Genomic DNA, 15,221 nt, shown 5'->3' with positions numbered 1-15,221 from the left:
CGGACAAGTCCGGCAGACCTTTTTCTTTGTTGCTAGAAATTAAACCCACCACATCTCGCCAAGCGGCTCGCGGATAAGAATTTGTTGAAGATTTTGAACAGCTTTTGTGAAGCCTTCATCAACGGACATTAAGCCGTCTTCATGCTCGATGCTCACAACATAGTCGTAGCCGACTAGACGAAGCGCGCTAAGGATGTCTGCCCATGTTTTGAGGTCATGGCCATAACCAACTGTACGGAACTGCCAAGCACGGTCAAGCATAAGGGCATACGATTGCATGTCCGTTACGCCGTGGTGATTTACGTTAATCGGATCGATTGTCGTATCCTTAGCATGGAAGTGATGGATAGCTCCAGCGCGTCCAAGGATATGTACCGCTTGAACAGGGTCAATTCCTTGCCACCACATGTGGCTTGGATCTAGGTTGGCGCCGATTGCATTGCCAGCCGCTTCGCGAAGGCGAAGCATAGTAGCCGGGCTGTGAACGGAGAAACCGCCATGCAGCTCAAGGCCCATCTTCACACCGCTAGCTGTAGCAAGCTTGCCGATCTCAGACCAATATGGAATAACTTTTGCTTCCCATTGCCAGTTCAAAATTTCTTGGAAATCGTTTGGCCAAGGAGCAACCGGCCAGTTCGGATATTTTGCATCCTCGTGATCGCCAGGGCAGCCAGAGAAAGTATTTACAACGGAAACTTCAAGACGGTTAGCAAGTTCAATCGTTTTACGAATAACTTCATCATGCTCAGACGAAATGGCTTTCTGAGGGTGCAATGGGTTACCGTGACAGCTAAGTGCGCTGATCATCAAACCACGTGATTCTACCGCATGTTTAAACGCTTTCAGTTTTCCTTCATCCGCAAGCAAACCATCAAGGTCGCAGTGTGCGTTTCCAGGGTATCCGCCAGTTCCGATTTCAATGGCATCAAGTCCTTTGGATGCGATGTAGTCAAGTGCTTCCTCGAACGGCTTTTGTGCAAAAAGTACGCTAAATACTCCTAATTTCATTTGTTCATTTACCTCCCGAATCCATCGATATGGATTGATTTAGTAGTCCCGTCTAGTATAACACTTCTATTCTCAGAACACATAACCGAAATCATATTTGACAAAATCGCATAATAACTAAACAAAACAAGCGCAGTACGAGGAAGCGAGAGTAATAATTAGTATTTTTTTGGGAGAACAATTCTATCGATTTTCATTGTTGTATATGGGAAATTATGCTATATTACAACGGATTACTACTATTTCATGCATCATAGTTTCTTCATTAAGAGATTGGTATGCATGAACAAAAATTAGGAGAGTGGCTTCATGAAAAGCAGCTTGTTACGTGTCTGCAGCTTCATTGTATTAGGAGCGATTGTTGCAGCAGGAACGGTATGGGGTGCTGGTGCAGGCAACACAGCTACACATACGCTGAATGCTGCGAAAATTAATGGCGAGGTTTATGTCAAAGCGAGCTCATTAACAAGCGTGCTAGGCGGAACGGGTACGTTTGATTCCAAAACAAACACGTATGCGTATACGCCAGTCGACATTCCATCGGTTGTAAAGAAGGTATCGCCTTCCGTCGTCGCGATTATCGGTAAGCCGAAGGATATCGGCTCGGCAGATCCAAGGTATGCATTGGCGCATGGAACCGGCGTTATTATTCGCACAGATGGCTGGATCGTGACGAATGCGCATGTTGTTGAGGATATGACCAATCTGGTTGTCGTTACAGCAGACGGCAAGAAATACGATGCAGAACGCACGCATCACGATGAGGCGAGTGATCTTGCATTAGTTAAGATTAAGGCATCGAAGCTCCCGATCGCGAAGCTTGCCCCATCACCGCTCAAGGTTCAAGTAGGCGAGACGGTTGTAGCGATCGGCACACCTGTATCGTTCTCCCTTCGCAATACGGCAACAAGCGGTATCCTGAGCGGTATGAATCGGAGTGTTTCTTCGGCATACAACCTGCTCCAAACGGATGCATCGATAAATCCAGGCAACAGCGGTGGGCCGCTTGTTAACATGAAAGGCGAGGTCATCGGCATTAATTCTTTAAAATTTGTAGAGGTAGGAGTCGATAATCTCGGATTCTCTATTCCTGCGGATACCGTGCAGTACGTAACGAGTCATTTTTTCAAATACGGACATGTGAAACGCGCCTCGCTTGGCCTTGGACTTGAGGAAAGCTGGTCTGCGCTTATCGGAATCCCGACCTCCGACCCGTTAACAGTCAAATCGGTGACTTCGGCAGCCGCCAAAAAAGCAGGTATCCAAGCTGGCGATTTGCTTTATAAAGTTGCAGGCAAGCAAGTATCCGCAAAGGTAGAGCTTAATGAGCTGCTAAAAAGTTATTTGCCGGGTCAACAAGTGGAGGTAATGCTGCAGATCGACGGTGACCTTGTTACCCGCAAGCTGACATTAGTAGAAGGTTAGACAGCAAAGTTAAATTAAGATCAAAGTTATCATTTAATTATAAGGGGATATAGATGATGAGATTAAATATGTTTAAAAGAATGTTAACCATGCTTTTGCCGGTTTTGCTTGTTATAGCGATGCTGCCAGTAGCTGCATTCGCAGCAGAGGCAGACAATAAGGTTGAAGTACGCTTGAAGGCGGGCAGCAAAACGGTCAAAATTAATGGGAAAGCTACTACGGTAGAGGCTCCTTTTGTAAGCAACGGAACAACGATGGTTCCGCTAAAAGTCATTACAAATGCTTTTGGCGCAGGACTTAAATTGGAAAACGGCAATGTGATCACACTTACTTACAATGACCGCAAGATTGTTTTAACTTTTGGCAGCAAGACGGTAAAAGTGAACGGTGCAGCCAAAGCAGTAGCAGTTGCTCCAGTTGCAGTTAAAGGCTCAACAATGGTGCCGCTGCGCGTTATTGTAGAAGCTTTTGGCGCAAAAATTACAGCTGATAATGCGACTAAAGAAACCATTATTATTGGTGTTCGTGCACAATCGTCTGGTACTGGCGGCACATCTATTGATTCCGAATTTGGTAAAACAAAAATTGGTGACAGCTACCATGGCTGGTCATTAAATTATCCAGCAGGTTTGATTCAAGTGGATCAAAGCGATAACGGCGAATTTATTACTTGGGCAGATACTGCCGATGATTCCAAGGTTGCTGCGCAAGTGAATGTGATTACGGAACGTGTAGGCGATGACAAGCTGTCTGTCGAAGAGCAGAGAGAGCTTATGATTTCCTATTATGATCAAGATGAGATTACAGTAGACAAACGCACGATCACAGTAGGCGGTTTAACCTTCGAGAAGGTGATAAGCTACGCTAAACAAACAAAAATGAACTACGAGTATCGCGGTATTCAAAAAGGCGATAAGTATTACATTGTTATTGTGGGCGCTAAGGGTGCGAATAAGTCTGTTTTGAATAGCTATGATGCATTCTTAAATAGCTTTACTCCTTCCTTTAATACAGCAGATAAATCGCTTAAGGATGTTACGAAGGTAAAAGATGGCGTAATCACCTTCAAAGACGAGGATTACGGGCTAACGGTTAAGCTTCCAACGGATTGGAACAAAGATTATGAGAGCACGACACCATCGTTCCAAAACGGTAAGGAACTTTTCTTCTTTTCTCTCACTTCATTAACAGCAGGCGTTACGATGGACAATTGGGCACAAAAGAGGGAAGCGAGAATTCGTGAGGATTTTGTTAACTCAAGTGTTCGCAACTTCGTTACTACACCAGTAACTTTGATTGATGGCAAGGCGGTAGCGCTGAGCTATGAGCTTTCGTTAGGTGAGGACGCATGGTTTACCTATAATGAGATTGCTTTATTTTCAGGAAATTACCGTTATTCATTAGTATATATGTATCCTACCGCTAATAGCGCGAAGAGCAAGCTTACGTACAACCAAGTTTTGGCTTCGGTCGATATTGATACTGCTTTAATTGAGAAAAACTTTGGCAATGTTGAGGAAAGTTATGATTTGGCTGATCGCAGCACAAAAACAACAAAACGCAGCTCTACGTATGGTTATTCTATTGAACTCCCAACCTACTGGTATGGAATTCAGAAAAACTTTAACGAAGATGATGTTTTGTATACGTTTAGTGCAGGCAGCTTAAATATCTTCGAGTCGGATACAGCAGCGGCTACCGTTGTAAACTCGCTTTTGCAATATGTGAATTCAGCTGAAGGCAGCGCGCAAGGAAGCACGACGAAGCAATCCAAAACGGTTACGATTAATGGAAAAACGGCACAGCATGTCGTCATCCATACATCCAAGCCACAAGATGATATTCCATATACAGAAGAATTTTATATTTTTGACTCTGCACAAGGAAATATAGTATTTAACTTCAACTATTACGATGTGCGTGCTACGGACAGCAACCTCAAAATCATCAACGACGCAGCGCAATCGATTCGTTTTAATTAGTAGAAGGCCGGTTCCCTTATTGGGGAATCGGTCTTTTTTTCATTTAAATGAGGCGTCAACCGTGGATGCTTGCGCGATGCCAGTATTGTGTAGTGGTATAGATGTCCGTGGTTTGTTAAGATAGTGGAAGCAGGTTTCAAGAATGAGAGGGATTGATAGTTAATATGACAGATACAATAATGAGATCGGACATAGAGCTGCTGGCTCCGGCTGGCGATTGGGATTGCATGAGAGCGGCTGTTGCAAATGGCGCGGATGCAATATTTTTTGGTGTGGAGAAATTTAATGCCCGCGCACGCGCAAACAATTTCCGCAGTGAGGAACTGCCGGAAATTATGGCATTTTTGCATACGTACGGGGTAAAAGGTTTCCTCACATTTAATATTCTCGTATTTGAGGATGAGCTGAGAGACGCGCAGAAGTTAATCGAAATGTGTATCGATGCAGGCGTGGATGCGGTAATCGTACAGGATTTGGGACTTGTGAAGCTGATTCGCGAGCTGTCGCCAGACTTTCCAATTCACGGCTCTACTCAGATGACGATCACATCGCCAGAGGCTGTCGAGTTTACGAAGCCGTTTGGTCTTGAGCGGGTCGTGCTAGGCCGTGAAAATAATTTGAAGCAAATTCGTACCATTGGCGAGCAAGCAAAGCTGCCAATGGAAGTATTCGTGCACGGTGCGCTATGCGTATCGTATTCGGGTCAGTGTCTCACGTCCGAGATGTGGGGAGGACGCTCGGCCAATCGCGGTGAATGCGCGCAGGCTTGCCGGCTGCCGTATGATTTGATGGTGGATGGCGAGGTACAGCCGATGGGAGACATTGCGTATTTGCTGTCGCCGAAGGATTTGGCGGCGATTGATATTGTGCCGGAGCTCATCCAAGCGGGCGTAACCTCGTTTAAAATTGAAGGACGTCTCAAAAGTCCGGAATATGTCGCGAATGTCGTGAGCAAGTATCGGCGCGCGATCGATAAATATTTTGACGGCGACATGTCGAAGCCGTCGGTGGAGGATGTGCGTGAGCTGCAGCAAAGCTTCTCGCGCGGCTTCACGCATGGTTTCCTGTCGGGAACGAACAACAAGATGCTTGTTGAGGGTACGTTCCCGAAAAGCCGCGGTGTCTACCTCGGCAGAGTAGAGCGCATTATGCGCGATGCGGTTACACTGAAAATTGAAGCGCCGCTTAAGCGCGGAGATGGCATTGTGTTTGACGCAGGCGACCCGACGAAGAAGGAAGAAGGCGGCCGCGTTTACGATATTCGCCGTCAAGGCGTGAAAATCGAGGGTGAAGCGCAGGAAGGCATATTGATCGAGCTGGTAGCTGGACGTAATGATGTTGATTTGCGCAAGGTTCATGTAGGCGACCGTGTGTGGAAAACGAATGATCCGGCGCTGGATAGACGCCTGAGAGCTTCTTTTGAAACGGAAAAGCCATATCGTGTATTCCCGCTTCATGTTCGAGTGACGGGTGCGCTTGGCCAGCCGATGCGTACATGGTGGACAGATGTGCAGAAGGGGACGACGGTTGAAGTCGCTTCAGAGATCGATTTGGAGCAGGCACAGAAGCGTCCGATGGATGCAGCGCTGCTTGAGGACCAACTGGGCCGTCTGGGCGGCACGGTTTATCAGCTTGAGAAGCTCGAGGTAGAGCTGCAAGGCGATTTGATCGTACCGATCCGTGAACTAAACAGACTGCGCCGTGAAGCGGTCGAGCTGCTTGCAGGCGAGCGTCCGAAGCCGCCTGTCTATGTGAAGAATGCGATATACGCAAGCGAGGACGCTGTTTTGGCTGATGTAGCGAAAAAAGATATTTTGGCTCCTCAGAGCGGAAAAGATGCAAACTTGATCGCACTATGCCGCACCTTGGAGCAGGTGCAGGCAGCAGTCAAAACCGACGTCGCTTATGTATACGCTGATTTTGAATTTATTAAACAATTCCCTGCAGCGGTAGCCGCTGCCCGTGAAGCAGGCAAGCCGATTGCTCTGGCTACGCCGCGCATTCACATGCCTGGCGAAAATGGCTACCATGCGAATATATTGAAGCTGCAGCCCGATGCCGTACTTGTTCGGAACACTGGAGCGCTTTATTACTACTTGCGCGCCCGTGCAGCTAATCCGGACAAGCCATTTCCGAAGCTGATTGGCGATTTCTCACTGAACGTAGCCAATCATAAGGCAGTGAAGCTGTTTACCGAGGTTGGTCTTGATCTGATTACACCGTCGTATGATTTGAACATTCAGCAGATGGTTGATTTGCTGGAAAACTCAGATACGTCGATGCTGGAAATGGTTATCCATCAGCATTTGCCGATGTTCCACACGGAGCATTGCGTATATTGCACCTTTATGAGTGAAGGAACTGACTTCACAAACTGCGGACGTCCTTGTGAGGAGAAGCGTGCTTCCCTGCAGGATCGTATTGGCATGGCGCATCCTGTACGCGTAGACGAAGGCTGCCGCAATACCGTGTACAATGCAATCGAGCAATCGGGCGCTGAGTACATTCGCAATTTTGTAGGAATGGGCGTATCCAATTTCCGTGTCGAGTTTCTAGAAGAAACGCCGGAGAAAGTGCTTGAAGTGTTGTCTCTTTACCGTGATGCGCTTGATGGCCGTATTAGCGGTACGCAAGTATGGCGCAGCCTGAAAGCCATTAACCAGCTTGGCGTGACGCGTGGTCAACTGGTAAAATAAATCTAACAAATTTCAAGCAATACCGTCTTCTCTGCGAATGGGAGGGCGGTATTTTTTTTGCTGTGAAATTTTAAAAAGGTGCATTTGCAACCTTTTGCGCTTCAAACCGCATCTTTACTTATAGAGAGAGCAGGTGAATGGATGAGTGCGGAGCAACAAGCGATTGAACGACTGAAAGGCGGTGACGGCTCCGCCCTGAAGTGGCTGATGGAGCAGTACGGCAACGATATTTTGCGGACAGCCGCCTTGCTGCTGAAGGATCATCACTTGGCAGAGGATGTGAGCCAGGAGGTATTTATAACCGCTTTTCAAAAAATAAAACAATACCGCGGCGATGGAAGCCTGCGCGGCTGGCTGCTGCAAATGACGATTAATCGCTGCCGCAGCAAGATGCGGCTCGCTTCATGGAAAAGGCTGCTGTTTCGAGCGGAAACAGGAGAAGAAATGAGCATACATAATATGATGTTTAAAGCGCCGAGCGATACGGGAGTTGAACAATGGCTGCTGGCCTCATCGCTTCGTGAATCCATAGAGGTTATGCCTTTCAAATATCGTGAGGTCATCGTTCTTTATTATTATCAAGAGCTGACCATTAAAGAAATCGCGCAGGTGCTCGGTGAGCCGGAAAGTACCATTAAGAGTAAGCTGCTGCGAGGACGGCGACAGCTCAGGCAGCAATTAGAGGAAGGAGACTGGCAGGATGAAACATGAGCATGATTCAAAAAGCATTCGTAAAGATTTGGAAATAGAGCTGGCGGGTATTCAGTTCACTGAACAGCTTCAAAAGACTGTTTTAGACCGAGTATGCCCTCCTTCATTTTGGAATCGGGAGCTGCGTATACCTGGGATTGCTGTCGTTTTAGTCCTATGCCTGTGTATCGCTGTACCCGTAATCGGCTGGCAGCGTTTATCGTCATCCGTATATTCTCCGCAAACGATGGATGCCAAGCCCCAGTCTGAAAGCAGCGATCGGTTAATTATGATTGCAGGCGGCGTTTATTATGAATCAGAGCTGCTTGAAGGGTGGGCGAAGGAAAAATGATACGAATGAAAGTGAAAACGATGGCCATGCTGCTCGCTTTTCTTATGATTGTAGCGGGAGCTTGCTATTTTCTAATTCCTTTTTTCCTTTTTCATACGGAGAAATACGATGTTTTGTGGAAGTGGTTTCCTAGAACCGAGAGCGCGGAATCTGCACTTTTATTAGCGTCTGAGGCGTCTGAGCTGGTTACGGATTCGAGCGGCGACGATCGTATATTTATTTTCCCGAGCAGCAGCTCCTCCAGCGGAGGAGAACGAACGGGAGAGGAACGTATGCGCGAGATAAACCGACTCGAACATTTGGTGGAGCAATATTCAACGTCGTCATATATATATGGGGTTAAATTTAATTTGGGCAAGCTTTATATGTGGAACAAGGAGTGGGATAAAGCAGAACGGCTTTTTGCAGAGCTTGAAGCAAATGTGAATACCGGTACATTCCATGCGGATGAGGAGCTGCGAACCTATCAAGCGATTTTGAGTACAAGAACGGCGATACCTGATAAGCAGGCTGCTATAACAGGGAAAGTTAAGATTGGCGAAAAACCGGCTGCGAATGTGTTTGTTATATTGCACCGCAAGGATGCACGCGGATGGAGCACGCCGCCTTATCTTCATTACCCGGTAGCCATTACAGATGAGCATGGTGTTTATCGTTTTTATGACGTGGATGCTAATGTGTATGAGGTTGGAGTCGGTGTCACCCCTGCTGAGGTAAATGGCTATTACTTAACGCAGTCTGACCGAGAGTATGTGGGCGCTCTAGAAGGCAAAACAGAAACATACGATTTTCAATTTGTACCGCTAGTAAGTGTTATATCACCAGTTAATAAAGAGCAGCTAACCGGGGATAAATTGTTATTCGAATGGAATGCCTATCCGGGTGCGGATTACTATACACTTTCGATCACGTCCATTTTCCGCATTAAAGATGGGAATACTGTTGGCGCTAATACGGTACAGCTCTCGGATGAGCGCTTTAGAGGAACAACAGCGGAGTACAGCTTGAAGGAATTGAGAGGAAATACGCTGGGATTTGGCAAAAGCACGGACTCGGGAGGAAATGTTGCTTTGTCTAATATCGGAGTGCTTGGCGCGGTTTATCCTGGTGGAGATTTCATATGGTCAGTTGATGCTTATGATGCGGGCGGGCGCAAAATATCGAGCTCTAGCGGCTATTACACGTCTCTAGTCCAGAAAACCCCGTTTTTCACGATGCCAGAGGAAGGGATGCTTGCTGGAGACAGGCTGGTCATTCAAGGGGAATATGAGGAAGCCATCGCGTCTTACAAGTCAGAAGGGGATAACGATGACGCACTGCGTCCGCTAGCTAGACTGATTTATTACGGCATTACGAAGGCAGACGGCGATCCAGCGGAAGCTTTGACTTATTTAGAGCGGGTAAGAGTTCCCAATGCTAGCGACAAGGACCTGATGAAGCAAATGAAAGAGAAGCTTGAAAGAGAGTAACTGTTTGACACGGATTTCTCGCTGACATAGCATAGAAGGAAAGCAATTATGCGACAATTGATTTATGACAAAGCGAGGCGTGATCATTCATGAATGAGGTTTGGTTTTCAAGCTGGAGGCATGTGTTTAAGCTCGACCCTGATCGAGAAATTTCCGATGAGCAGCTTGACGCGATTTGTACCTCGGGTACTGATGCGATTATTGTTGGAGGCTCCAGCGGCGTTACTTTTGAGAATACAGTGGATCTGATGGCACGAATTCGCAGGTATGCGGTGGACTGTGCATTAGAGGTTTCTACTTTAGAGGGAGCGGTTCCCGGCTTCGACGGCTATTTTGTACCGCTTGTCCTTAATACGAGCAGAGCAGAGTGGATTACCGGACGGCAAACCGAAGGACTAATAGAGTATGGCGCCTTCGTTCCTTGGGAGGAAACGGCGGCGCAAGGCTATATTATTTTGAATGAGGGGGCTACTGCTGCAAAAGTTACCGGTGCCCAAACGGAGCTGACAGAAGCAGAACTCACCGCACATGTGCGAATGGCTGATCGGCTGATGCGCCTGCCGGTTGTTTATTTGGAATACAGCGGACGATTCGGCGATATGCAGCTGGTGAAGCGGGCAAGAATGACAGCTACGCAAGCACGGGTATTTTATGGCGGCGGAATTGACAATGCAGACAAAGCTCGTCAAGCGGCTGAAGCTGCTCATACCGTCGTTGTAGGAAACATTATTTACAGCGATCTTGAAGCAGCATTATCGACAGTGGCAGCTGTTAAGAATGTCTGATTTGCTCCTGTTTTGCCTATAGCCATGGTCTCAATGGAAAAAAGCATTCGCTGTATCTGATCCTGTTGCACTTAATTGACAATGGGACAGAACGGCAGATGCTTTTATTTGGTTATAGCTTTGACATACTTTCTGTCATAATTCAAGCTAATTCCTATATTCTCAAATTGACACAGCGGTAGCCGTTGTCTACACTGGTGAGAGGCGAACATATGCGAACAAAGGAGTCTGAGCATGTTGAATTATATGAGTATCGAGCAGGCGGTACAGAAGCTGAACCCGCCGCAGCGTGATGCTGTTCAAGCGACTGACGGGCCGCTTTTGATTATGGCGGGAGCGGGCAGCGGCAAGACTCGCGTTCTGACACATCGAATTGCTTACTTAATAGAAAAGAAGCGTGTGGCGCCATGGAGCATTTTGGCCATCACCTTTACGAATAAAGCATCACGAGAGATGCAGGACCGGGTCAGTGCGCTTGTTGGACCATCTGGGCGAGACATTTGGGTATCTACCTTCCACTCGATGTGCGTGCGTATCCTCAGAAGAGATATCGATCGGATCGGTTTTACATCCAGCTTCTCTATTTTGGACTCTTCAGACCAGTTGTCGGTTATCCGCGGCTGTATGAAGGACATGAACATCGATACGAAGAAGGTTGAGCCGAAGGCGGTTCAAGCTGCAATAAGCGGAGCGAAAAATGAGCTGATCACGCCGGAGCAATTCGAGCAAAAGGTCGGCGACTATTTTGAGGGCATCGTTGCCCAAGTGTTTACAAAATACCAGAAAAAACTGAGAAGTAATAACTCACTTGATTTTGATGATCTTATCATGATGACGATTCAGCTGTTTAAAGATGTACCAGAGGTGCTTGAATTTTATCAGAACAAGTTCAGATACATTCATGTCGATGAGTATCAGGATACGAACAGAGCACAATATATGCTGACCCGCATGCTTGCGGATAAACATCATAATATATGCGTAGTAGGCGACAGCGATCAGTCTATCTACCGCTGGCGTGGAGCGGACATTACGAACATCTTGAATTTTGAGGGCGATTATCCAGAGGCGCGGACGATCATGCTGGAGCAAAACTATCGTTCAACAGCAAATATTCTCGATGCCGCAAATGCAGTTATCAAGTTAAATACAGGGCGCAAGCCGAAGAAGCTGTGGACGGATCAAGGCGCGGGCGATCTCATTGCACTCTATCAGGCAGATACTGAACATGATGAAGGATATTTTGTAACTGGAGAAATTCGCAAAAACGTGAATAACGGCTATAAATTTGCCAATCATGCGATATTATACCGTACCAATGCTCAGTCGCGGGTTATAGAGGAAATTTTGATTAAATCGGATATTCCTTATCAAATCGTTGGCGGCATTAAGTTCTATGATCGCAAAGAGATTAAAGATTTGCTCGGATATTTGAAGCTCGTTTCCAACCCGGATGACGATATAAGCTTGGTGCGTATCATTAATGTGCCGAAGCGGGGAATCGGGGATACAACGGTTGGCAAGCTTGCGGATGAAGCGGCGAGAAGAGGCACTTCCATTTATCGTGTATTGAACAACCTCGGCGAGGTTGAGGTGAATGCTCGGACACGGACGCTATTGCGCGAGTTTTATGAGATTATCGACAATCTTACACGAATGGTTGAATATTTATCGGTAACGGAGCTTACAGAGAAGGTGCTGGAGCTGTCGCAGTACCGGATGGAGCTGCATCAAGAGAACACGCTGGAGTCGAAGGCGCGTCTTGAGAATATCGATGAGTTTCTGTCGGTGACGATGGATTTTGAGAAGCGCAATGAGGATCGGACGCTCGTGGCGTTCCTAACTGATTTGGCACTCATAGCCGACATCGATTCCTTGAACAAGGATGAAGAAGAAGCAGAGAAGAATAAAGATGCAATCACACTGATGACCATGCATAGTGCTAAGGGACTTGAGTTCCCTGTCGTTTTCATTATCGGCATGGAGGAGAGCGTATTCCCGCATAGCCGTGCTCTTGCTGACAATGAAGAGCTTGAAGAGGAGCGGCGCCTTGCATATGTAGGGATTACCCGCGCGGAGAAACGGCTTTATCTGACATGTGCGCGGATGCGGACTTTGTTTGGCCGTACGAGCAGCAACATGCCTTCGCGTTTCCTGCAGGAAATACCAGAGAGCGTAAGAGAAGGCGCTTCTAGCGGCAGCGGCGGTTATTCACGTGGAAGCGTGGGCAGTCGCAGCGGCGTTAGCGTCACGGGCGGTACTGGTGCGGCTGTGCAAGGCGCGAGCCGCGGGTTTGCCGGTCGCGCGCCAGCTGGCGGTGCGCCCGGTGCAGGCGGCCGTTCCCCAGGTATAGGGGGAACGGGCCCGGCCGCGATGGGCGGCAGAGGAGGCGGCGTGCGTGTCAGCACGCCGCTGCAGGAAGCCGCTCGGGCGGCTCAGGGCAGCAGCGCGGCGGGCGATGCCGCGCCTGGAACATTTGCGTCAGGCGATCGCGTGTCGCATGGCAAATGGGGAATTGGCGTGATCGTCTCCGTCAAAGGGACGGGCAAGGATATGGAGCTTAACATTGCATTCCCGGCTCCGGTCGGCATCAAGCGATTGCTTGCCGGCTTTGCCCCGATAACAAAAGTATAAGGTTGATCAGCCATTTTTGACGATTAGAAGGAGGAGCCTTCCGTGAACGCTCAATTAGAGAGAATGCAGCAGCTTGTTGCGATCATTGCAGAGCATAATTATCGCTACTACACGCTTGATCAGCCTACAATAAATGATACGGATTATGACAAGCTCTATGATGAGCTTGTCGCTTTGGAGAAGGAGACGGGCGTGCTTTTGCCTGAGTCGCCGACACAGCGAGTAGGCGGCGATTTGCTCAAAGGTTTTGAGCCGTATAAACACCGTGCTCGTTTATGGAGTTTGGACAAAGCTCAAAATACGGAAGACCTGCTTTCGTGGAATACAAGATTGCTTAAAGCAGTCGCCGATTATAATGCAAAACATCCGGAAGAAGAGCCTTTGCCGCAGCCTACTTATGTCGTTGAGCTGAAGTTTGACGGCTTGACCCTGAATCTGACCTACGAGGATGGACAGCTGGTTCAAGCAGCTACGCGCGGAAACGGTGCGATTGGCGAAGGGATATTGCAGCAGGTTCGAACGATACGTTCTGTTCCGCTCACCATTCCATGGGCTGACGGTATAGTTGAAGTGCAGGGAGAAGGCATTATGCAGCTTTCCGTGCTCGCCAAATATAATGAAACGGCAGCTGAACCGCTCAAAAATGCACGGAATGCCGCAGCAGGCGCACTGCGCAATCTTAATCCGCGGGTTACAGCCGAGCGGAAGCTGAACGCATTTTTCTATAATGTCGGCTACGCTGACGGAGTTTCTTTTGCAGATCATCATGAAATGCAGAAGTTTCTGAACGACAACCGCTTTAAGGTGAATCCATATGTAACGTATCAAAATACGATCGAAGAGGTTCAAGAAGAGCTGCTGCGTGTAACAGAAAAACGGGAGCAGCTGGATTTCCTCATTGATGGTGCTGTAATCAAGGTTGTAGATATGCGGACGCGGGAAGCACTCGGTTATACGGATAAATTCCCTCGCTGGGCGGTTGCCTTTAAGTTCGAAGCGGAGGAAGCAGCAACAGTACTCGAAGCCGTGTCTTGGGAGGTTGGCCGTACCGGCAAAATAACGCCAGTTGCACGCGTCGAGGCTGTTGAACTCGCTGGTGTCACTGTACAAAACTGTACGCTCAATAATATCGGCGATATTGAACGCAAAAACCTCAAGTTCGCACTAGGGACACTCGTTACGATTCGCCGCTCAAATGATGTTATTCCAGAAATATTGGGCAAGGCCGATGATGTGCCTGGTGAAGAAATTGTGTTTCCAACCGTATGTCCATCATGCGGAACGGAGCTCGAGCAGCGGGGAGCTCACCTATTCTGCAATAATAAGCTGGGCTGCCAGCCGCAAATTATCGGCCGGATCACTCATTTCGCGTCTCGGGATGCAATGGATATCGATACGTTCAGCGTCATGACAGCAGAACAGCTTTACAAAGATTGCGGAGTACGTGATCCTGCTGATCTGTACGCACTTACTTACGATGATCTGATTGGACTCGAACGATTCGGTGAGAAGAAGGCACTGAAGCTGCTTGCCGCATTTGAAAAGTCCAAGGATAGAGAGCTAGCATCATTCTTATTTGCTCTAGGCATTCCGAACACGGGCAAAGCAACAACGAAAATGCTGGCTGATCATTATGGAAATCTAGATGCTATTATGCAAGCGGAAGCTGCAGAACTTATTACACTTCCGGATGTTGGCGGTATTGTTGCTGAGAGCATCGTTGGATTTTTTCAAGATCCCATTATCATTGCGAGTATTGCCAGAATGCGCGAGCTAGGTGTGAAAGCCGAGGCAGAACAGCAGCTGGTTGCGAGAAATGATAGTGTATTCAGCGGGAAGACAGTCGTACTTACAGGAACGCTGCCGACGATGTCTAGGGATGAAGCTGCGAAGCTGCTCGAAGCTTGCGGAGCCAAAATTTCAGGCAGCGTATCTAAGAAAACAGATTTTGTTGTAGCAGGCGAAAGCGCAGGAAGCAAGCTGACGAAGGCTCGTGAGCTTGGTATTACTGTTATAGAAGAGGAAGCAGAGTTATTGCGCCTTTTGGGTGAAACCGTAATATAGTAATAAGACGTTGTTCAAAGCATTGTTTTGAATGCTTTAATAAGAAGGAGCTGTCCCTTAAGGTTATAGACCTTGAGGAATAGCTCCTTTTGTTTTTCAAGTTCTATTTAAGTTAG

Annotated in this window: 10 protein-coding genes; 9 read left to right on the top strand and 1 reads right to left on the bottom strand. The window is 47.7% G+C overall.

The window, feature by feature from the left end:
* Positions 1-39: 39 nt before the first annotated feature.
* Entirely contained in the window at positions 40-1,008 is a 969-nt protein-coding gene (locus tag AC0VYE_RS31600) for a sugar phosphate isomerase/epimerase family protein (protein ID WP_076266150.1), read from the bottom strand.
* 309 nt (positions 1,009-1,317) lie between these two features.
* On the opposite strand from AC0VYE_RS31600, the gene AC0VYE_RS31595 reads away from it, so the two are divergent.
* From AC0VYE_RS31595 to ligA, 9 genes are all read left to right on the top strand, one after another.
* The gene (locus AC0VYE_RS31595; RefSeq protein ID WP_076266149.1) at positions 1,318-2,433 is read left to right on the top strand and encodes a S1C family serine protease; all 1,116 of its coding nucleotides are present in this window, start codon (positions 1,318-1,320) and stop codon (positions 2,431-2,433) included.
* A 53-nt stretch (positions 2,434-2,486) separates the two neighbouring features.
* Positions 2,487-4,415, top strand: coding sequence for a stalk domain-containing protein (locus tag AC0VYE_RS31590; RefSeq protein ID WP_475444717.1), 1,929 nt, complete (start codon positions 2,487-2,489; stop codon positions 4,413-4,415).
* A 164-nt stretch (positions 4,416-4,579) separates the two neighbouring features.
* Positions 4,580-7,111: a U32 family peptidase gene (locus tag AC0VYE_RS31585; protein WP_475444715.1), complete on the top strand. Its 2,532-nt coding sequence runs from the start codon at positions 4,580-4,582 to the stop codon at positions 7,109-7,111.
* Between the two features lie 141 nt (positions 7,112-7,252).
* Positions 7,253-7,822 carry an RNA polymerase sigma factor gene (locus tag AC0VYE_RS31580; protein ID WP_475444713.1) on the top strand — a complete coding sequence of 190 codons (570 nt, stop codon included), beginning with the start codon at positions 7,253-7,255 and terminating at the stop codon, positions 7,820-7,822.
* A complete protein-coding gene (locus AC0VYE_RS31575; RefSeq protein ID WP_475444711.1) occupies positions 7,812-8,153 on the top strand; it encodes a hypothetical protein in 342 nt (113 codons plus the stop codon). The genes AC0VYE_RS31580 and AC0VYE_RS31575 overlap by 11 nt, the downstream gene beginning before the upstream one ends.
* Positions 8,150-9,622: a hypothetical protein gene (locus AC0VYE_RS31570; RefSeq protein ID WP_475444709.1), complete on the top strand. Its 1,473-nt coding sequence runs from the start codon at positions 8,150-8,152 to the stop codon at positions 9,620-9,622. Before AC0VYE_RS31575 ends, AC0VYE_RS31570 begins: the two co-directional genes overlap by 4 nt.
* 89 nt (positions 9,623-9,711) lie before the next feature.
* A complete protein-coding gene (pcrB, locus tag AC0VYE_RS31565) occupies positions 9,712-10,407 on the top strand; it encodes a heptaprenylglyceryl phosphate synthase (RefSeq protein ID WP_475444707.1) in 696 nt (231 codons plus the stop codon).
* A gap of 234 nt (positions 10,408-10,641) precedes the next feature.
* Entirely contained in the window at positions 10,642-13,041 is a 2,400-nt protein-coding gene (gene pcrA, locus AC0VYE_RS31560; RefSeq protein WP_475444705.1) for a DNA helicase PcrA, read from the top strand.
* A 63-nt stretch (positions 13,042-13,104) separates the two neighbouring features.
* Positions 13,105-15,105: an NAD-dependent DNA ligase LigA gene (ligA, locus tag AC0VYE_RS31555; RefSeq protein ID WP_441874854.1), complete on the top strand. Its 2,001-nt coding sequence runs from the start codon at positions 13,105-13,107 to the stop codon at positions 15,103-15,105.
* Positions 15,106-15,221: the final 116 nt, after the last annotated feature.

This window comes from Pristimantibacillus sp. Z349TD_6 (genome assembly GCF_056173205.1).
Note: the sequence above shows the minus strand (reverse complement) of the source record. Positions and strands in the feature narration are given on the sequence as shown.